This window comes from Lactiplantibacillus herbarum, assembly GCF_001039045.1.
Classification (GTDB): Bacteria; Bacillota; Bacilli; order Lactobacillales; family Lactobacillaceae; genus Lactiplantibacillus; species Lactiplantibacillus herbarum.
The window spans coordinates 1-20700 of the sequence record NZ_LFEE01000035.1 but is presented as its reverse complement, the minus strand read 5'-3'; the positions used below and the strand labels follow the sequence as shown (position 1 = coordinate 20700).

Annotated in this window: 19 protein-coding genes, 1 pseudogene and 1 riboswitch; of the genes and pseudogenes, 12 read left to right on the top strand and 8 right to left on the bottom strand. The window is 45.4% G+C overall.

From position 1 onward, the window contains the following. Nucleotides 1-67 precede the first annotated feature (67 nt). Both ACG95_RS10440 and asp1 read left to right on the top strand, forming a co-directional pair. Nucleotides 68-1609, top strand: coding sequence for a glycosyltransferase (locus tag ACG95_RS10440; protein ID WP_048000454.1), 1542 nt, complete (start codon nt 68-70; stop codon nt 1607-1609). Further along, on the top strand, nt 1609-3114 hold the full coding sequence (asp1, locus tag ACG95_RS10435; protein ID WP_048000453.1) for an accessory Sec system glycosyltransferase Asp1: 1506 nt from the start codon (nt 1609-1611) through the stop codon (nt 3112-3114). The genes ACG95_RS10440 and asp1 overlap by 1 nt, the downstream gene beginning before the upstream one ends. A 239-nt stretch (nt 3115-3353) precedes the next feature. Here asp1 and ACG95_RS10430 read toward each other — a convergent pair whose 3' ends face one another. Next, nucleotides 3354-4184, bottom strand: coding sequence for a LysR family transcriptional regulator (locus tag ACG95_RS10430; protein ID WP_048000452.1), 831 nt, complete (start codon nt 4182-4184; stop codon nt 3354-3356). Between the two features lie 115 nt (nt 4185-4299). On the opposite strand from ACG95_RS10430, the gene ACG95_RS10425 reads away from it, so the two are divergent. Beyond that, nucleotides 4300-5310 carry a YeiH family protein gene (locus tag ACG95_RS10425; protein WP_048000451.1) on the top strand — a complete coding sequence of 337 codons (1011 nt, stop codon included), beginning with the start codon at nt 4300-4302 and terminating at the stop codon, nt 5308-5310. 93 nt (nt 5311-5403) lie between these two features. Further along, nucleotides 5404-5949: a GNAT family N-acetyltransferase gene (locus ACG95_RS10420; protein ID WP_048000450.1), complete on the top strand. Its 546-nt coding sequence runs from the start codon at nt 5404-5406 to the stop codon at nt 5947-5949. A 50-nt stretch (nt 5950-5999) separates the two neighbouring features. On the opposite strand, the gene ACG95_RS10415 is transcribed toward ACG95_RS10420, so the two are convergent. Next, nucleotides 6000-6497, bottom strand: a complete 498-nt coding sequence (locus ACG95_RS10415; protein ID WP_048000449.1) for a DUF4811 domain-containing protein — start codon at nt 6495-6497, stop codon at nt 6000-6002. Further along, entirely contained in the window at nt 6494-7975 is a 1482-nt protein-coding gene (locus tag ACG95_RS10410) for an MDR family MFS transporter (protein WP_048000448.1), read from the bottom strand. Before ACG95_RS10410 ends, ACG95_RS10415 begins: the two co-directional genes overlap by 4 nt. A 148-nt stretch (nt 7976-8123) precedes the next feature. On the opposite strand from ACG95_RS10410, the gene ACG95_RS10405 reads away from it, so the two are divergent. Then, nucleotides 8124-8786: an HAD family hydrolase gene (locus ACG95_RS10405; protein WP_048000447.1), complete on the top strand. Its 663-nt coding sequence runs from the start codon at nt 8124-8126 to the stop codon at nt 8784-8786. A gap of 215 nt (nt 8787-9001) precedes the next feature. Further along, nucleotides 9002-9535 carry a flavodoxin domain-containing protein gene (locus ACG95_RS10400; RefSeq protein WP_048000446.1) on the top strand — a complete coding sequence of 178 codons (534 nt, stop codon included), beginning with the start codon at nt 9002-9004 and terminating at the stop codon, nt 9533-9535. A 96-nt stretch (nt 9536-9631) separates the two neighbouring features. Here the strand turns inward: ACG95_RS10400 and ACG95_RS10395 are convergent, their stop codons facing one another. After that, a complete protein-coding gene (locus tag ACG95_RS10395; RefSeq protein ID WP_048000445.1) occupies nt 9632-10558 on the bottom strand; it encodes an AEC family transporter in 927 nt (308 codons plus the stop codon). 83 nt (nt 10559-10641) lie between these two features. Beyond that, nucleotides 10642-11319 (bottom strand): DUF6198 family protein, encoded by a 678-nt coding sequence (locus tag ACG95_RS10390; protein WP_048000444.1) that lies wholly within the window; start codon nt 11317-11319, stop codon nt 10642-10644. A gap of 197 nt (nt 11320-11516) precedes the next feature. On the opposite strand from ACG95_RS10390, the pseudogene ACG95_RS10385 reads away from it, so the two are divergent. Then, nucleotides 11517-12679: pseudogene (locus tag ACG95_RS10385) on the top strand (cation:proton antiporter). A gap of 73 nt (nt 12680-12752) precedes the next feature. On the opposite strand, the gene ACG95_RS10380 reads toward ACG95_RS10385, so the two are convergent. Beyond that, nucleotides 12753-13292: a dihydrofolate reductase family protein gene (locus ACG95_RS10380; protein WP_048000443.1), complete on the bottom strand. Its 540-nt coding sequence runs from the start codon at nt 13290-13292 to the stop codon at nt 12753-12755. 395 nt (nt 13293-13687) lie between these two features. Then, nucleotides 13688-13732: riboswitch (PreQ1 riboswitch) on the top strand. A 21-nt stretch (nt 13733-13753) separates the two neighbouring features. Between ACG95_RS10380 and ACG95_RS10375 the strand changes: the two genes are divergently transcribed. The 3 genes from ACG95_RS10375 (at nt 13754) to ACG95_RS10365 (ending at nt 16286) form a co-directional block, all read left to right on the top strand. Beyond that, complete coding sequence (locus ACG95_RS10375) at nt 13754-14743, top strand: nucleoside hydrolase (protein WP_048000442.1); 990 nt, start codon at nt 13754-13756, stop codon at nt 14741-14743. Beyond that, the gene (locus ACG95_RS10370; protein WP_048000441.1) at nt 14731-15282 is read left to right on the top strand and encodes an ECF transporter S component; all 552 of its coding nucleotides are present in this window, start codon (nt 14731-14733) and stop codon (nt 15280-15282) included. Before ACG95_RS10375 ends, ACG95_RS10370 begins: the two co-directional genes overlap by 13 nt. Before the next feature lie 242 nt (nt 15283-15524). After that, the gene (locus ACG95_RS10365; protein WP_048000440.1) at nt 15525-16286 is read left to right on the top strand and encodes a MerR family transcriptional regulator; all 762 of its coding nucleotides are present in this window, start codon (nt 15525-15527) and stop codon (nt 16284-16286) included. Nucleotides 16287-16449: 163 nt separating this feature from the next. Here ACG95_RS10365 and ACG95_RS10360 read toward each other — a convergent pair whose 3' ends face one another. Both ACG95_RS10360 and ACG95_RS10355 read right to left on the bottom strand, forming a co-directional pair. Further along, the gene (locus ACG95_RS10360) at nt 16450-17127 is read right to left on the bottom strand and encodes an ABC transporter ATP-binding protein (RefSeq protein WP_048000439.1); all 678 of its coding nucleotides are present in this window, start codon (nt 17125-17127) and stop codon (nt 16450-16452) included. 11 nt (nt 17128-17138) lie between these two features. After that, entirely contained in the window at nt 17139-18206 is a 1068-nt protein-coding gene (locus ACG95_RS10355) for an ABC transporter permease (RefSeq protein WP_048000438.1), read from the bottom strand. 166 nt (nt 18207-18372) lie between these two features. On the opposite strand from ACG95_RS10355, the gene ACG95_RS10350 reads away from it, so the two are divergent. Together ACG95_RS10350 and ACG95_RS10345 are read left to right on the top strand one after the other, a co-directional pair. Continuing rightward, the gene (locus ACG95_RS10350; protein WP_048000437.1) at nt 18373-18882 is read left to right on the top strand and encodes a YagU family protein; all 510 of its coding nucleotides are present in this window, start codon (nt 18373-18375) and stop codon (nt 18880-18882) included. A 285-nt stretch (nt 18883-19167) separates the two neighbouring features. Next, nucleotides 19168-20466 carry a cation:dicarboxylate symporter family transporter gene (locus tag ACG95_RS10345; protein WP_048000436.1) on the top strand — a complete coding sequence of 433 codons (1299 nt, stop codon included), beginning with the start codon at nt 19168-19170 and terminating at the stop codon, nt 20464-20466. Nucleotides 20467-20700: the final 234 nt, after the last annotated feature.

Below are 20700 nucleotides of genomic sequence, written 5' to 3'. Positions count from 1 at the left end.
TAATATTGGGTAGAAATTTGTTATAATCGAAACCGTTAAGCAAATATCTTGGAAGGAAGCGAAAATGATGTATTATTTTGTTAATACGAGCATTAATCCGAAAAAGTCCGGTATTGAACACGCTGAAATGAAGCGTTTGGCACTTTTTAATCAGCATGAAGAGCCTGCTAAGATGGTGACGCGCTTCTTTTCGTTGTCATTACATCAGACGCTTAAATCAGCAGGGATTGCAGCTGATAACCAAATTAATTTATTCGATTTCATTCAAAATTCAACTGCGTTTTCGCAGACTAAGTTAACTATAGAAGATTTACACCTCGCAGCTAATCTACGAATTAGTCCAGTGGGGCGCAACTACGAGGTTTACCAAAATAACCAACTATTAATGAAGGTTAATACGTTTGAAGACACGCAAAAACAATTAAATAATGTTCAGTATTATGATCAAATGGGGAAGCTAGTTAAGACGGATTGGTATGATACCCGCGGCTTTAAAGGGTTAGAGCAGTTCTATACCTTTGACGGTCAGGTGGCTAGTGAACAAGTCTTTGATCCTGAGGGTCAGGTGGTTTACCAGACGTTCCACATGCCAGATCGGCAGAATCTCGTTCAGAATTCCTTGTATCGGTTTATCAACTATCATGGTCAGGACTGGTCATTTAATGGTGAAACGGCGATGACGACCTTCTTTTTAGATGAGTTAAACCGCTCAACACCTAACGCCGTTTTCGTGGTCGATCGAACTTATGAATTGGCTTATGCAACGCTGAATATGCGCACACGGGCGTTTAAAGTCATGCATTTACACAGTAATCATGTTAATGATCCAGCTCGTCCCAAAACGGCTGGTTTAAACTTCAATTATTCCTATGCCCTGAATAATCTTGATCAGTGGAACGGCGTGATTGCTTCTACTGAGCAACAAACGACTGATTTTCAGGAGCGTTTTGGTAACCAAACGCCCGTTTACACGGTTCCAGTTGGAATCGTGACGGATGAAACGTTGAATGCACCGCAACCAGCCTGGTCAAAACGAACACCGGGTAAGATTATCTTCGTGGCTCGCTTGGCTGAAGAAAAGCAGCAGGATCAAGTGATTCGAGCGTTCAAACAGGTTCACGAGGCGGTACCTACTGCGACCCTAGATTTTTGGGGTTATGCGAATGGTGATACCGGCGATCAATTACGTAAGCTAGTCGCAGAACTAGATCTGAAGTCGGTCGTCACGTTCAACGATTACACGACTGACCTGACGAGTGTGTATAACCATGCCCAGTTGGCGATGTTAACGTCTCGTGCTGAAGGGTTTGCCCTCGCATTGCTGGAGGGACAAGCACATGGGGTTCCCCAGATTGCCTACGATGTGAAATATGGGCCACGTGACATTATTAAAGATGGTCAGGATGGCCGTTTAGTGCCAGTTAATGACGAACAGGCGCTAGCGCAGGCCATGATCGACTTATTGAATAATCCGGAACAATTGGCAGCGTTTAGTCAGCAGGCTTACAAGGATTCTGAACGGTTCAGCACCACCGCGGTATGGCAACGTTGGCAACCGTTGATGGCCGCTGCACAGGACTTCTATCAGGCGAAGGGGGCGCAGGCTTAATGTATTTCTTTGTTAATCAATATTTGATGGCGATGAATTCTGGTGTCGAACATGCCGAGTTTAAACGACTACAACTATTCAAAGATCATCAGGTGCCAGCTAAGATGGTGACGCGCCAATTTGACGGGTTACTACATCAAAATATGCGTCGCTTTAATATTGAAGATGAGCAGATGGCTAACTTGTTCGATTTCTTCCGTGAAACAACGGATTATCCAGTCAAGGTAGTTAAGATCGAAGACTTGAATTGGCCGGGGGCATACGAGATTAAGCCTGATCCCAACGTCAGTGAGGTACGGGCGGGCGATCGTTTGATTGCGAAAGTTCATTTTGTACCCAGTACGGTTGGACATGTTCACTTTGTTGAAGTTTTTGATCAATTCAACAATCTTGTGCAGCGGACTGATTATGATGAACGCGGCTTTAAAGCTCGTGACGAGTTCATGTCGCCAACTGGTGAAGCCATTACGGATATTTTCTATCGTCCGGATGGTCGTCGCTTTGCGGAACAGTATTACGCACACGATAGCAATGGGAACAATTATGTTTCTCTATGCAAGTTGCTCAATTATCAAGGGCAGGATTACTATTTTAATGGTGAAGATGAGTGGTATCGTTTCTTCTTGGATGAGTTAAACCGGGCTAATGGTAAAAATAATGTCTTCGTGGCTGATCGTCCATTAGCTGCGCAGTGGCCGGTTGCTAACATGCAAACGCCAGCTAAGAAGTACCTCTGGCTACCAACACCACATGCGGTTGATCCTAAAGATCAAGTCTATTCAAACTTAAATGGCGCTTACGTCTATGGGATTCACGATAATCCAACTGCTTGGAACGGCATTATTACCAGTACTGATCATCAGGCTCAAGACTTAACCCGCTGGCTAGGGGGCCAGCCACCGGTACCGATTCGAACAATTGCGGCAACGGTGGTCTCAGCTGAGCAAGCCCAATGTGCATCGATTCCGGTCAGTGAGCGTCAGGCACACCAGATTATCTATACAGGACGTCTGGACAAGGAACGTCGCGTTGATCAGATTGTGACGGCGTTTGCCCAAGTGCAGCGTAAAATCAAGGATGCAACGCTAGTTATTTACGGTTATGGTGGTGAGTTAGACCAGCTCAAACAACAAGTGAAGCAGTCGAAGTTGGAGGCGGCAGTAACGTTTGCTGGCTACCAACCAGATTTGACGAAGGCCTATGATCAGGCTGGGGCCGCCGTGTATACGGGTGAGAGCGATGCGCAACCATTGTCGATCGTTGAAGCACTGAGCCACGGGGTGCCGGTCGTGGCGTATGACATTAATTATGGCCTGAGTGACGTTGTCAAAGATGGTAAGAACGGTTATTTAGTGACGGATGGAGCGATTAATCAATTAGTGACGTCGCTAACGCGGACGATAGAAAATCCGCAACGTCAGCAGCGCTTGAGTAAGGGTGCTTATCGCAGTAGTGAACAGTATGCGGATGAGCAGGTTTGGAAAGAGTGGCAGAAGCTAAAATAAGAGTGGGCCACAAGGCGGTTAGTTTGCGAGCATTAACGGGGAATCAGCGATTATTCCGGGCTTTGGAATGGTCACTGATTTCGGGTTAAGCGGAACAAACTGACTTGGTGGCGCACGTTTCGACATTAATGCAGATTAAATAAAATCAAGGTATCTCAGGAATTTTACGTTCCTAAGATACCTTGATTTTTTAGTTGGATAGTTGTGAAATTTAGCCTACGACTAGCTATATTCAGTAGTTACGATACTGACCAGTTCGTCAAATGCTCAGTAAGCAGTGCCTGAACCGGACGCAAAGCGGCGGCCGGCTGTGTATTGGTTAGTAAGAAAAATTGGCGTTGGTAATGGTCACTGAGTGTTTCGACGGGAATATCCGGTGTCAGCATATGCCGTGAGATGATTGTTTGACCGGTTCCTTGAGCCAAGAGGTCGGCAATCAGTTGATTGCTGTGGATGACCATCACTTGTTCTGGTTGAATGTTGCGAGCTTTTAAAAAGGCGTTAGTGTAGTGGCGAACACCAGAGTTGGGTTCCCGCAATAGCCACAAGGGACTCGCAAAGTCACCGGCATGAACGAGTTCGTCGTGGCCGAATGCGAGACGGTTGAGATGTTCTGTCACTAGCGGTTTTTCAACGAGGCCGAAGTCCAGCTTGTGTTGGGACATGGCGGTTAAGATTTCAGCAGAATTGGCTAAGCTGATGTGAAAATCAAACTGTTCACTGAGCGGACCTAATTGTTGAAGTAACTTGGGTAAGATTAAGCTGCTAGTAGTATGGGAGGCCCCGATTCGGCAAGGGATTTTGACTAAGTGCCGTGGTGAACGCACGGCCATTTTAGTCGTGTCCCAAGTCGTCAATAACTTCTGGGCTTGCTGATATAGTAGCTGGCCACTCGCTGTGGGAACAATATCTTGGCGACCGTTACGAGTGAATAGCGTGGTTTCTAGTTCGGCTTCTAATTGTTTGATCTGAGTAGAGACGGTCGGTTGTGAGATAAAGAGTTGTTCGGCGGCGTGAGAGAAATTGAGCGTCTCATAAACGGCACAGAACGTGGTTAATTGTTTGAACATTGAAAGTTCCTTTCGATTACTATTCTTAATAGTAACTATCATAATAATTTATTTCTCAAATGTAAATAACTTCCGTATACTGAAACTTATCGGGAAACAAGATGGGAGCATCATTATGAAAGTCAAAGGGATTTTACCGGGGCTAGGGGTTAGTATCGTGATTGCCGTGATCAGTCAGGGGTTGGCACGACTGGTTCCCGCATTAGGAGCTGCCACTATTGCGATTCTGCTAGGAATTGTGGGCGGCAATACGTTCTTAAAACAACCGCAGCTTGGTCGAGGGACTAAGTTTTCGGAAAGTAAGTTATTGGAATACTCAGTTATGTTGCTAGGGGCAACGATGACTGTGCAAACGATTGGTAAAATCGGCGGTTGGGGCGTAGCGTTCATTCTCTGCCAGATGACGATTACGATCGTTGGGGCGCTCTGGTTGGGTAAACGATTAGGATTCAGTCAGTCGATTCGTCTATTGATGGCTGGGGGGAACGCCGTCTGTGGTTCGTCAGCGATTGCGTCGATTGCACCAGTGATTGAGGCGGACGAGGATGACAAGGGGACTGTCATTACGTTGGTTAATCTGATGGGAACCGTGCTAATGCTGACGCTGCCAATCCTGGGAACAGCGATTTTTGGTACGAGTGTGATCCTAAAAGGGGCCTTGATCGGTGGAACCTTGCAGTCGGTCGGCCAAGTGGTGGCTGCGGCTAGTATGGTCAACCAAACGACGGTTCAGTTCGCAACCATCTTCAAGATTATGCGGATCATGATGTTAGTGGTCGTCGTGTTGATCTTTGGGCGGATGCACAAACGCGCCATTGAAAATGAATTAGCTGAGGATGCAGTCGTTAGCGGCAACGGTAATGGTCACTGGTTGCCATGGTATGTAGCTGGCTTCTTGATCCTCTGTGCCATCAACAGTCTGGTGACGTTGCCAGCGTTTGTTGGTGTGACCGCGCATACCATCAGTAGCTGGTTTGAAATTATCGCCTTGGCTGCGATCGGTTTACGACTGAATTTGATCAACTTCTTAAAGGCTGGTAAACGCTTGGCGTTGTATGGCTTAGGAGTCGGAACGATTCAGGTCGTCAGTGCACTGATCCTAATTACGGCACTGTTAAGACATTAAAAAATGGTTGATATTTAACAATCAAATAGCGATAATGATTAGTAATTTAATAGTCATTATCGCTTTTTTTATTGAATGAAAGCTGGGATTAGGATGCTAGATTATGATGTCACACCAACGATTAAATTGAGACAACCTGATCCACAACAAGATGCTGGTCCGCTATTCTCATTGTTAATGGGGGCTCAACTTCAGTATCAGTATTATCTACCATGGGTGGCTAAAATTAAGACTGTTGCGGATGAGAAGGACTTTCTGCAATTAGCAGAACAACAATTATTGCAGCGCACAGCACTGAATCTAGTGATAGAAGTAGACCATGAAGTGGCGGGAATGATCAGCTGTGATCACTTTGATGAACATGATCGAAGTGCTAACGTTGGTTATTGGCTGGGTGCACGATTCCAAGGACGGGGTGTAATGACTATAGCTGTTCGAGGAATATGTGCCTTAGGGTTTGAACAGTATCACCGGCAGTCACTGATGATTTGTGCGGCTGTAGATAATCAAGCTAGTAATGCGGTTGCACAACGAGCAGGCTTTAAGTTCAGTGCTATGCGGCCTAATGGGCAACATTTATTAGAGGGTGATCATGATGAAAATGTTTATGTTTTCCGGTTACTCGATTGGGAAAAGTAAACTAAAATAAAAGACTAGTCATGATGACTAGTCTTTTATTTTGGCAGGGATTATTTAACTGTAACCACGTGCCAAGTCTTAGGAATGGTAAAGCGGTACTGCCGTTGAACGACTGGCAATGACCGATTACCCAAACTGAACATAAGTTTAGTAAAGTGGTTCTGGAAACGCCAGCGCGTTGTTTTGATCTGAACGCGTGCAGGGGTTCCAGTAGTAAGTTTCGTTTTAGTGGTTGTTGCGGCAACCGTGTGGACTGAGGTAGATTTACCGGCAACACGGTAAACAATAACGTGTTCACTACCGGTTCCGAGTTTCTTCAAGCCTAGCGCAGCTTCAGGACTCTTTAAAGGAACTAGAGACTGGCTTCGCGTAGTTGTCACTTGGTGTAAACCCCAATGGTAATTGTTGTTCAGCATCAGAGCTGCAAGGCTAATCGCAATGATAAGCCCACTAATAATGACGGTAATCGTGCGGCCAAGCCCACCTGGACTGAAAATCATGGTACCAGCGAAGACGAAGGTGGCAATGATTAGTAAGACGATAATCATGCGGCATCCTCCTTGCTTACTGAAGTAGCGTGGCTAGCTTTTAAGAAACAGCTGAGTCCAAAGCCAAGGGCACAAAAGATCAGTGAGACGATAAACGCCATGTGATAACCAGTTAAAGTGGCGTTGACACTAGCTTGCTGATATTTTAGTGGTGATTGAGCTAATAATTGATGACCGGGTAAATTCCACTTAGCAACGCTGGAATACACACTGATCAAAACGGCGGTTCCCATTGAAGCAGCCACTTGACGTAACGTGTTGTTGGCTGCCGTCCCGTGAGCGATTAACCGGAAAGGTAATGCGTTGATCCCAGTTGTCGTAACGGGCATGGTCACCATCGTCAGACCAAACATCCGAATCGCGTAAACGACAATAATCCAGAGAATCGGCGTGGTTGCACTGATTGAGAGGAAGAAAGCTGTTCCTAAAGTTAAGAGCAACATCCCAGTCATCGCTAAACGGCGGGCGCCCATGTGGTCGAAGATGCGGCCCGTAATTGGACTCATGATCCCCATCATAATAGCTCCGGGGAGGAGAATCATTCCTGAATCCATTGCGGAACGACCGAGTACCGTTTGAATGTACATCGGTAAGATCATTTCAACGCCCATCATGGACATGTAGGCGAGGGCGGTCAAAATAGCGGATAAGGTAAAAGCTGGAATCTTGAAGACGCGAAGTTCCAATAATGGCTGATCCATGTGTAGTTGACGCCAAACAAATAAGGCAATGAAGATAATCCCTACAATCAGCGTAGTGATAACGATTGGAGAACCCCAACCGGCTTCGCCGACTGTCGAAAATCCGTATAGCATACTCCCAAAACCAATTGTTGAGATGATAACGGATAACCAGTCGATTGGTTGTTTAGAAGTTGGGAGAACTTTTCGTAACGTGAATAATGAAATAATAATAACCGTTATATTAATCGGCATAATAAACAGGAACAGAGCACGCCATGAATAATTATCGATGATCCAACCGGATAACGTGGGGCCAATGGCAGGCGCAAGACCGATAACGATTCCGGCTGTCCCCATGGCTGCGCCACGTTTTTCTGGTGGGTAGACGGACGACATGATCGTTTGAAAGACCGGTGCAGAAATACCGACACCCATTGCTTGAATCATGCGGGCGACCAGTAACATCTGGAAACTAACGGAGTAGTACGCTAGCAACGTCCCTAGGCCAAAGATGACCATGGCGGCTAAGTAGAGGTGTTTGGAATTAATCCGTGTCAGTAACCACGCACTGATGGGAATCATAATCCCCATGATGAGCATGAAACCAGTGGTTAACCACTGAACGGAAGTAGCAGAGATATGAAAGTCCTTCATTAACGTTGGAAAAGCGGTCGTTAACAAGGTTTGGGTAATGAACGTACTAAACGTTCCCACTAGTAAGGTCAACACTAACCAAGTTCGGTGGTAGGGTTGGCCATTAGCATCGAGGGGTAACGTTGATGATTGAGTTGGCATAGAAGTGACCTTTCTATAATTTATTTATTGATAACACACAAATTATAAGTATAGCACGATGATTGGGGCGAACCTATTAGTTAGTTTCGTAGCGTAACCATCTAAATGAAGGGCGTGGTAAAATACAGTTTTGAGGGGGAAAATAATAATGATAAAAAAGTATTTAACATTTGATTGTTACGGTACGCTGATCAACACGGAGCCGTTGTATCAATGGATTGAAAACTTGGCAACGGCTGCTGGTCTGGATAGCGCGACGGTACGGGAAACCTATGCGAATTATGAAGATGATCCGGCCAACGTTCAGCCTTATTTGGACTATTCATTGTTAGTGCGAGCTGATCTTAAACATTTGGATCAGATTTTTGCGCAAGGTCATTTCTTTGAAAGTCATTACGTTGAATGTCTACAAGTTCAGCGTAACCTGTTGCCGTACCCAGACGTGGTACCAATGTTAACGGAGTGGCATAAACAGGGGTATCAACTAATTATTATGTCGAATTCATCCTGGGATATTATGCCAGCTAATCTAGCAGCCTTGCAGTTGCCGTTTGATGCAGTCATTACTGCGGAAGATGTGCAGGCCTACAAACCAGATCTGAAATTCTTTAAATATGTCGAACAACGTTTTAATCTGACTAAAGAGAACCATTGGCACATTGCTCGTGGCTATGAATCCGACGTCGTACCCGCTGACGCTATGCAGTGGCCGATGCTGTGGATCAATCGCAATCAGCAACAACCCACGACAAGTGCTGAACCGACGCACATGGTGGCTGATTTAGCAGCGGCAAAGCAATGGATTAACTAGACAATGATGGTAGAAATTAAAAGCTAAACGATAAAAGTGTCGCCAGCGAGTTTGAGATACTGGTGGCATTTTTTTGCTCAGAAAAGTTCTAAAGAAGTTGAAATTTATTCCGTAATTGTTATAAATGACATAATTTATACAGAATGATATGCTCATAAGTATCAGAACCATAACTTCATGATGCCACGATACTAGCGCAATGACAGGAGGTTAGGATGATGAACAGAATAGCGGTAATTTATCAGTCTAATTATGGTGCAACCAGGCAGTACGCGGAGTGGATTGCGGCCGAACTCGATGCAGATTTATTTGAACGAAAAATGGTGACGAAAGCGTTACTTAAGACGTACGCCATGATTATTTATGGCGGTGGGTTGTACGCTAGCGGTATCATCGGATCGGAACTAGTGGCTAATAATCCGTGTAATCATTTGATTGTTTTTACTGTGGGATTAGCTGATCCTACTCAGACTGACTATACGCAGATTATGCACCGGGCATTTCGCACAGAAGCGCGGCAACCACAGCAGGTATTCCATTTCCGGGGTGCGATTGATTATGCCAAGCTCGGAGTCGTACATCGTAACTTGATGCGCCTCTTGAAAACGGTAATTGCGAGTAAAAATCAGACGGAGTTGACTCCTGAGAATCAAGCATTTTTAGCCACGTATGGTCGCCAAGTCGATTTTAAAGATCGGGCAACGATTCAGCCGTTAGTGGCGTATGTTCGCGAGCTCGGAATGGCATAGCTAACGAGTCGGAATTGTTGTTTGAATGTAAAAAAAGACACTAACCATTTTTAAGTTAGTGTCTTTTGGGGATGCCATTATTTAAGCAATGATTTGCTAATGCAGATTAACCAAGGCAAATACGATTGGAATCGTGATGATACTCAGAATAGTCGAGACACTCATCAATGCAACGGCCGGCCCGGGGTTACCGTGAACCTTTAGTGAGAATAGGACGACGATGCCAGCTACCGGACACGCCATCATCAGAACAGTCGTTAGCAACGGAACGCCAGTGAGCCCCATTAGCTGCAAGATAACAATTGCGAGGTAGGGGAAGAGTAGGTTTCGCAATAAAATCACTAACCAGAGTCGTTTATCCAACGTCTTGCGGTTGAACTTAACGTCCGCTAAGCTGTTACCGATGACGATCATTGAGAGCGGCGTGTTGATCGAACTGACGTACTTGATGGTGCTGTTCGCAATTGTCGGTAGTTGGAAAGATGTGACAAAAATTAGCAGACCAACGATAATAGCAATGATGTTAGGATTTAAAACGATTTGTTTCAAATTCTCACGCCGATTACCCTGCCGTCCTGTAAACAGCGTAATGCCGTGCGTCCAACTAAAGATGTTGAAAGCAGCCAGTGAAGCGACCGCGAAGAACACGCCCGTAGCACCAAATAGTGAGCTAGTTAGGGGAATGCCCATAAAACCAGCGTTGGAATAGACCGAACCGTAGCGCATGATACGCCGGAGGTTGGGGTCACTCACGCGTTTGAAAAGTAGTTGGGTCACGATGATCATCAGAATATAAATAATGATGATACCGAGTAGCACACGACCTAGCATTTGGAGCCGGTCCGCGGAGAAATGTTGTTCAAAGGCCTGAACAATCAAGCAAGGTGAAACGATGTATAGCAGAATATTTGTCAGATCTGATGACGTTTGGGCGTGCATAAAGCCGAGCTTGTTAATCATTAAGCCGACTAGCATCAGGATAAACATCAGGGCAATCTGAGTGGTCAATTGGGTCAGGTTCATACACTTCAGTCCAATAATTTAGAATAGCTTTATTATCAAGGGTTAGCCGGTGCTTTGTCAACGCTCATTTGTAGGCAGCACGGTTAAACGGCATGGTGAGCTTGAGCGACGTCCACGTGGTGTTTCAGATGTGGGAAAACGTGGGTATCAGACCAGGCCATGATGGCACCCTGAGCGGCTAGTGCAAATACCGTCCCGAAACCGATGGCGTACAGGTGACCAGTTGCAAAGAAAGCGACGACGATGATCGTCAGTGGTGGTAAATAGCTGGTCCATTGTGCAATAATTGCGGATCCGTGTAGAAAGCGAAAACGCAAGATATAGGATAGATCATCGTTAGGATGCTGAATCAAATTGCAACGTTGGTAGATTGAAACGGCCGCAGCAACACCGAGTAATCCTAGAATATTGAGAATCAGTCGAGCAACTAGGGGGAGCGTCGTGATACCAATTAAATTCCAGAAGTCACCGATGAACTGAACTAGGTAGCTAAAGGGAACAATGTAAATTAGGTTAGAAATCAATCGGCGCCGGTCAAAGTGTCCCAACAGGATTTGGTTCAAGAAGGTAACCACGATACCGTAAAATAATAGGGTGGTTCCCAGTGAAATATGAGTCCAATTAGCGAGGTTGACGCTGGAGCCCGTCCAGACGGCACTTCCGAGGCTAGTTGCAATGGTGAGAGCGTTGGCTGCGGAATTCAGTAAGATGGAAAAGACTAGAAAAAAGAAGCGTTGGCGGAAATCAGGGATGTTAAACACGAGTAATCGACCTTTCAGATAGCAATATATGGTTTATTATAACCGTTTTCATAGCGGAGTGTTGCAGTCAGCACTATGAAAATATGCTATACTAGTTTCATAATCATACGAAACGGTTGAAGGACACTTCAAGAATTCGGACTACTTTTGGGTTGGGTAGTCGGCTCTTGGCGTGCCCTTTTTTTAGGAGGAATTCAATGGCTTACGTTGGTAGTTTAGCGTTAATTTTAATCGTAACAGCGGTTGCTGGACATCTGAGTGTTCGGATGGGCTTGCCCGCTGTAATTGGACAGCTGCTCAGTGGAATCGTACTTGGTCCGGCAGTTTTAGGCTGGGTGAGTGCGACGAGTTTTATCAAGGACTTTGCAGAACTGGGTGTCATCATTCTGATGTTTATGGCGGGGCTAGGAGGAACCTGCAACTATTGAAAAAGTACTGGCGTCCCAGCATGCTGGTGGCCGTATTAGGCGTGATTTTTCCAGTTGTGGTGATTGATTGGTGTAGCCAGCTATTTAATTTGAATAGCACGGAGAGTCTTTTTCTCGGGGTCACATTTGCGGCAACGTCGGTCTCAATCTCCGTGGCGGTGCTCAAAGAATTGGGAGCACTAGACGGTAAAGAGGGGACTACGATTCTCGGTGCGGCCGTGGTCGATGACGTGTTAGCCGTGTTAATCTTGAGCTTGATGATCAGTCTATTTGGCAGTCAAGTTAGTGGTAGCAGTCAGTCGTCAACGAGTCTTGGCTGGTCACTAGCCATTCAATTCGCCTTCTTCGTCGCGCTATACTTTGTTGCTAAATGGGTCATCCCACACTTGATGGCAATCGGGGATGCTTTACTGGTCCCAACTTCCATCACGTTGATGTCGTTAGTCATCTGTTTTGGGCTTTCTTACTTAGCGGATGCAATCGGTCTAAGTGCCGTGATTGGGGCCTTCTTCGCGGGAATCGCGGTTGGTCAGACGGACTATCATGCCGTTATTGATGAACATATTCAGCCAATCGGTAACGCAGTTTTTATTCCCGTTTTCTTTGTCAGCATTGGTCTCAACATGTCCTTTACGGGCTTTGCTAAGGATCTTTGGTTCATCGTGGTAATCACGGTAGCAGCCGTGGTCACTAAGCTAGTCGGGGCCAGTCTTGGTGCTAGAATGGCAGGATTCAGTTGGAAGAGTGGTTACCAGATTGGGACTGGGATGGTCTCACGTGGTGAAATGGCGTTGATTATTGCCCAGATTGGTTATCAAGGTAAGCTGTTGTCGGCTGATCGGTATTCGGCGGTCATTACGGCGATTATTTTAACAACGTTGATTGCACCATTGCTATTGCGGCAGGCACTTAAACGGCCAGCAACTACGTAGATATAGAATAGAAATGCTAAAAGGCTCACCTCAGAAATATGAGGTGAGCCTTTTTCGATATTAATGCACGGTTTTAATCTGTAATTTGGCGTTGATAATGAACTTCAGCTAACTGACCGTAATTAGTTGTATTAACTAGTTCAAAGCGTTGCTGATGGTCAATAGCGGTAAATAGTGGTGCGCCTTGGCCCAGAATGACGGGCGCAATCTGAATGTATAAATCGTCAATCAAATCAGCTTCTAATAATGGCATGAGTACGCCGGAACCGCCAACAATCCAAATGTTTTGACCATCTTCTTGGCGCAGTTGCTTAACAAGCTCGGCAACTGGTGCGCTGGTGAACTGGGTATGTTCATCACCAGCGTGGGGACTAGAAGTCATTACGATGTTTTGTGTTTCTGGATTATATGGATTAATGAGTTGGTCCGTTGTTTGAGCCATCGTGTATTCATATGTATGGCGGCCCATGATGGCAGTATCGATCTGTTGCATGAATGTTTCTGTGGGTGCATCACTGGCACCGGCAGTTTTGAATAACCAGTCGAGTCGATTGTCTTGAGTTGCTAAGTAACCATCGATTGAGATGGCTCCATAAAATTGAACTTGACGCATGAGTGGACACCTACTTTGGTTTTTAATAACCACATTGTACCATGTTTCCCGGAACTGCACTTGGTGAACATAGGTAAAAGTTAAGTTAGATTATTAAGTTAACTAAATACCAGTATGGCACTGGCGTCAATGATACGGCTGGGTTAACAAGCTTCAGGCAACTGATGATTTAGTTTTGGGCGGTGGTTTTCAAGTTACGGTCAGTTCGGTATAATTGGGACAGCATTTCATGTATTCGGAGAATTGTAGAGTGTAGCATCAGGCGGTTAGGGACTGAGCATAGCCTAGGGATAACAATGATTGTGCACTTTCAATCGTTGTTATCCCGTAGCTAAGCGGAAGTCGCTGCCTGATGATGCACGTTTCGACCATTAAGTCTCGAAAATCCATAATTCTCTGGCCTGGTTCGTAAACTTCCCAGGATAAAAAACCAAGAACTTCACTTAATCGGAGGTAGGAGAATGAATGCAACACGTAACGTCATCATTGACTGTGACCCAGGAATTGATGACAGTTTAGCAATTTTATTAGCCCTAAATTCACCCGCACTAAACGTGGTCGGTATCACTATTGTTTGTGGGAATGTACCAACCCACATCGGGGCTGAAAATGCTTTGAAAATATTAGACTTAGCGGATCGTTTGGATATTCCAGTGTACTTGGGTGCTAACCGGCCATTAACGGTTGATTACACAAGTGCGCAAGACACTCATGGTGATGACGGGTTAGGTAACAGTCGAATTCCAGACGTCATCGCAGTTCGTCCAATTCAAGATGCAGCTAGCTATATTATTGAGACACTGCAGGAAGCGCCGACCACGTCAATTCTGGCGTTGGGACCGTTGACGAATATTGCGACGGTTTTACAGCGTGATCCGCAGTTGTTTGAACAAGTCGATCAATTTACCTTAATGGGTGGTAGCTATCGCAGTCACGGAAACTGCTCGCCGGTTGCGGAATATAATTTCTGGTGTGACCCGGATGCAGCTAAGGTCGTCTTTGACTTGATGCCGGTGCCGATTCAAATGGTCGGTCTGGACGTGACGCGTAAAATTGTGCTAACACCTAGTTTATTAACGTATATTCAGGACGTGAACCCGCAGATGGGTGCGTTCATTAAAAAAATTACGCAATTCTATTTTGATTTTCATTGGCAATATGAACGGGTCATCGGGTGTGTTATCAATGATCCGTTGGCGGTTGCCCTAATGATCGATCCACAGATTCTAACTGGATTTGAAAGTTATACTACGATTGCCACTACTGGTGTCTCCCGTGGACAGTCGATTGTCGACGACCATGACTTTTGGCACGAACCGGCAAATAGCGAAATCATGACTCAGGTAGATGTACTGGCCTTCTGGCGATTATTCTTGACGAACGTGGTGGGTGCAACTGATCCTGATTTGACCCAAGTCTTACAACAATTGGTGGCACCATGCGTAGAATAAAAACGCGTACTATGACGTTGCTGGCGCTATGTATTACGTTGAACATCGTTGGAAGTAACATCGCGTTGATGCTGAAGTTACCCATCTATTTAGATTCGATTGGGACGGTTTTAGCGGCGGCTGTGTTTGGCCCATTAGGTGGGATGTTTGTCGGTGGCGCGACTAGCCTGATTGTTGGGGCAACCACTGACTTATACTCACTGTTCTTCATGCCCGTGCAGTTATTGACGGGGTTGGTAGCTGGATTATTGTACCGGCGAATCAAACCGGGAACGTGGCGGTCGAACTGGTGGTTAGCGCTGGTCATTTCGTTACCCGGAACCGTAGTTTCGACTGCGATTACCGTTATGCTGTTTCACGGAATTACGTCGTCGGGATCGAGTGTCCTAGTTCAACTGTTACTGGGAACGGGAATCAGCAAAACGTTGGCGGTACTCCTGATTCAGGTTGGCACGGATTATCTGGATCGGTTTATTACCGTTTACGTCGTTGCCTTAGTCTACCGCGCACTGCGCTATAAGTTGCCGCAAGCCAACTAGTAGTGTGTGCAAGGAGTTCTTGATAGTTCGCATTTCTAAATGGAACTATGGTTTTGGTGGTAGTAATTAACGACTGAATTATAAAAATAAGTTTGGGAGAAAAAACCTAAACTTATTTTTTTATCTCCAGATAGTTACAGTAAAAACGTGCAATAAAAGGTGGGTTGCTCTCTCATTATTTTTTACTTGACCCTCTCGTTACGTTAGGCCGTATGCTTAGTTTTGATGAAAGGAGTAAGTACATGACTTATCAAATTAAACAGTTGGCAATTTTAGCTGGTGTCAGTGTCCGAACATTGCGGTATTACGATGAAATTGGTCTATTGAAGCCCGCGTTTGTGGGGGAGAACGGCTATCGGTATTATGAAAATGAACAGGTGGATCGATTGCAACAGATCTGTCTGTACCGGACGATGGAACTGCCACTGGCTGAAATACCAGCGTTATTAGACCAACCAATGGAACAAGTGGTCACCCACTTACAACAGCAGTATCAGCATTTGCAACGAGAGCGGCAACGTTTAGATCAATTGTTAGCAATGGTGCAAACGACGATTCAAACACAGCGGGAGAGTAGTATTATGACGGACGAAGAAAAGTTTCAAACGTTTAAAGTTGATCGTATAGCGACCAACGAACAACAATACGGTGATGAAATTCGTGAACAGTATGGTGAATCAACGGTAACTGAGGCTAATCGGCAGTTTGCTGATTTAAGTGCCACTGACTATGCCGCGATGCAGACGACTGAGCAACGGTTGCTGACGATTTTACGAGAACAACTGAATGCTTCGGAATTAGATGTTGAGGCTGGCACGACGATTTATCAGTTACACCGCCAATGGTTGAGTTATACATGGCCAAAATATACGGCGGCCATGCACCGCGGACTAGCTACAATGTATCTAGCGGATGACCGCTTTCGTGAGTATTACGATAGTCGGGCAGGTCAGGGGGCAACTGTGTTATTAGTGGAGGCTATTGAACAGCAGGCGCAAGACTAAAACGGATGTGTTTAGTAGAGAAGTTAGTAATTAAGATGTCGAAAAAACGAGGTGAGCCAGAATTTTAGATTCTGGCTCACCTCGTTTTTTTAGGTTACAAGTACTATTAAGCGGTCCATGACTTTCACAGATTGGCTGAGTACTAACCCGAATTGTGACAGGGTTAGTCGCGCCGACTTAAAAGGCCATCTTCAATCTGGTAAACGACATCACAGTCTTCGATCAGACGTTGATCGTGAGTGACCATGACAATCGCTTTTTGATGCTGATGAGCTTCGTCGGCTAGTCTTTTTACGACGTCGATCGAACGCGATGTATCCAGACTAGCGGTGGGTTCATCGGCCAGGATGACACTTGGATCATTGTAGAGGGCCCGGGCGATGGCGACACGTTGTCGTTCACCACCGGAAAGCTCACTAGGGTAGGCGTTTTGAACTTCAGTTAAAGCTAATTCACTTAACAGTTCCTTAGCTTTGTCCTGCTGAAACTTGCGGTGCGCCATCTTATCGACTAGTTTGAATTGCTCGAGAACGTTCAAGAACGGAATTAAGTTAGAACTCTGTAAGATAAAACCGATCTCGTTAAACCGGTAAGCTAACCGCTGCTTTTCTGATTGGTGGGTCAGTGGTTGGCCGTTCAGGATAACTTGTCCATCAGTCGGCGTTTGTAAACCAGCAGCAATGGTCAGAAAGGTTGATTTACCAGAGCCGGATGGGCCGATAATGGCAACAAATTGGCCTGCCTGAACCTCGAAGTTGGCATCTTTCAGGGCAGTGACGGCGGTGCGGCCGTGCCCAAATTTTTTATCAACGTGTTGCAGTGTTAAGACTGATTTATTCATGAGATAACCTCCTATCCGATGGCGACGACTGGGTCAATTTTGGCAACGGTCCGCCATGAGAGTAATGCCCCAACGACTGAAGCGAGTAGTAGGGCCACACTGTAGATACCGAATTGTGGCCAGTCGATCGCAAATGGTAAGCTGGCCGGCATGATCTGTGCGATACCCACTGTGAGCACTAAGCTAATACTGATACCAATCAGGGCCATAATGATACTTTGAGTTAATAGGGCGGCTAAGATATGTTTGGTCCCGATTCCTTGAACTTTAAGAACGCCGAACAGCGCTTGCTTTTGCAGGGTAAGAACGAACATGAAGATGCCGATTACTGCTAAAGCAATGACGAATAGGAAGTAGATCATGGTATCCAAGGTTAAGTTCTGGGCACTATAACCGGGGAGATTATTGATAAAACTTTCGGTGCTGAAACGTTGTAGCCCACCGTGCTTGCTAGTCTTAAAATGACTGTTTTTGGTAACGTAAGCGTTGATTGGTTGTTGATCGCCACTGGTAATTGGGCTACCTTTTAGTCGGTTTAGCGTTGAAACGTCGGTATAGACGGTTGGCGCAATACTGTAGGTGCTGGCCGCGTAAGTACCGACAATCGTGACTTTTTGATCTGTTGTCCCAATCTGTACCTTTTGACCGAGCCGGTAACCTTTATCTTTCAGGGCAGCCGAGATGAGTAACTGGTTCTTACCATTGATCTGATGACCGGTAAGCACCGTTGGCATCAAGAAGCTATCGCGAGTAGTCCCGAGTGCACTGGTGGTTGTCTTTAGCTTGTTATTGGTGGTTCGAAGGGTACCCGACAAATTGGCGAGTGGGGCGATGTCCGTCCCCGTTAAATATTTTTTGTCAGCTAATTTCAATTGTGATGCCGATAACGTTTTATTAGCATCTTTATTAAGATAGACGTTCTGGGCGTTCCACTGATCAACGGCTAGCCGATTTCCTTCAGACAGGCCGTTAGCTAGTCCAGCTAACATGAATACGACGAGTGCAATTAGTAGTAGAACACCGCTCAGTAAGGCGTAACGTAACTTTTCGTGCTGCATTTCTTTTAATCCTAAATACATAAGCGACTCCTCCTTTTTGTTAATTCGTTTATCAATTGATAAATTAAATTTAACACGCAAATTTTAAAATGACAACTTCAATTATTAACTGTGAAGATAAATCACTACGAAATGTGGTCTGGTGCTGGTATGATTAATTTATGAATAGAGAGGCAGGTAATTTTGAATGGCAAAAACGAATTTTAACCACCGAGCAGCGATGATTGCAGGTGTAACTGGTGGTGTGATTTCTGGCTTGGTCAAGTTGGGGTGGGAGAACGTTATGCCCCCTCGAACGGCTCAACGGGATCAAACCAATCCCCCACAACAATTATTGCAACAAATGGGCGTTCCCGCTAGTATTACGCATGCAACGTATACTTACGCAGGCCATGAACTTCCCGGTGTGAGTTACGTGATGCACTTCGGGTTTTCAACGACCTTTGCAGTAGCATATACCCTGTGGGCTCGCGAGCATCCTAATGCTAAAGCGGGTAGTAGTGCGGCGTATGGTCTCGGGGTATGGACGGCATTTCATCATGGTATTTTGCCAGCCTTGGGAACGATTCCTGCTGCCAAGGATCAGCCAATGACGGAACACGTCTCGGAAGCAATCGGCCACGTTTTGTGGATGTGGACGGCGGACTGGGTTAGCGCTACGGTCTATGATCGTCTTACTCGTTCAAAGCAAAAATAATAGTTTGAAATAAGGGTGTACCAGTAATTGGTCGCTCTTTTTTTATTGTTCGGTTTTTACGGTCGCTGGCAATGAGTGACTATTGACGAACGACGATGATTATGAGAGCTTGTTTTAAATGTAAATGCTGATATTAAAGCGAAAACTATACTGAAATAGTGGGTTTTTAATTTAATTCTCATTTATCGTAAAATTGTGCTAAAATATTAATATTATGTATTGATAAGGATGTTAACATCCAGATATTAGGAATGGGGCGGAAGTGGCTTGGAAGAGCAAGGCAAGATGAAACGGTACCGGCGTTTTCGGTTAAGTTTAGGCTGGCAGATATTGATTGGGTTAGTATTAGGCATTATTTTAGGGGTTGTTTTTTACGGTAATCAGACGGCCATTACGGCGATGCAGAATATTGGGACCATGTTTATTAGTCTGATTCAAATGATCGTGCTGCCAATTGTCGTGGCGTGCTTAATCACTGGGATTGCTAACATGGGGGATCTCAAAAAATTAGGACGCATCGGTGGTAAAACCATTATTTATTTTGAAATCATGACGACGATTGCGATCGCGTTAGGGTTGTTGATGGGGAATATCTTCCATCCAGGGGACTACATCAATATTCACCAATTGCATGCTTCCAATATTAGTCAATACGTTGAGACTGCTAAGACGGTTTCACATAACGGTATTTGGTCGACGGTGATGGGGATTATCCCAACCAACGTCTTCAAATCACTTTCAACGGGTGATATGATTCCAGTCATTTTCTTTGCCGTCTTCTTTGGCTTGGGTACGGCGGCGATTGGCGAACAGGGAACGATCATTCTTGATTTCATGAACGCTGTTGCTGAAGCGATGTTCAAGGTGACGAACTGGGTGATGCACACGGCGCCGATTGGTGTCTGTGCATTGATCGGGGTTACGGTAGCTGAGATGGGATTGAAAGCTTTAGCACCATTAGGCTACTTCATTATTCTGGCTTACATTACAATGATCATCTTTATTGTAGTCGTGATGGGAATCGTTGGTAAAATATTCGGTCTGAATATTTGGCACCTCTTACGGGTGATTCGTGATGAAATGGTGTTGGGATTTTCAACGGCCAGTTCTGAAGCTGCTTTGCCACGGATCATTGATAAGATGGGCAAGTACGGTGTCAGTGAAGGAATCGTGTCCTTCGTGATTCCAACGGGCTACACCTTTAACTTAGATGGTTCAGCAATCTATCAATCGCTAGCAGCACTTTTCTTGGCGCAAGCTTATGGAATTCACCTATCGTTGAGCCAGCAAGTGACGTTGTTGATTGTCTTGATGATCACTTCAAAGGGGATTGCTGGTGTGCCCGGAGCATCCTTTGTCGTATTGCTAGCAACCATTTCAACGATTGGGGTTCCTGTTCAAGGGTTAGCCTTTATCGCTGGGATTGACCGGTTAGTCGACATGGGACGGACCGTAGTTAACGTGGTTGGTAACTCATTAGCTGCAGTAATTATCGGTAAGTCGGAACATGAATTTGATGTTGAAAAGAGCGAACGCTACTTGGAAGAGATTCGAGCGGGTAAGGCGCAAACGGCGGTGAAATAAATAAAGAGTGGACCAGCAGGCGGTTAGAGACTGAGCATAGCCTAGGAACAGTGATGATGGTGGGCTTTGCCATCGTTGCTGTTCCGTAGCTAAGCGGAGGTCTCTGCCTGCTGGTGCACGTTTCGGCCATCAAAATTCGAAACACCAAAAAGGAGCGATGACTTGGTCATGGCTCCTTTTTTGACTGGATAAATCTATTCAAAGACTAAAGGTTGAAAGTCCCAAAATAACTTA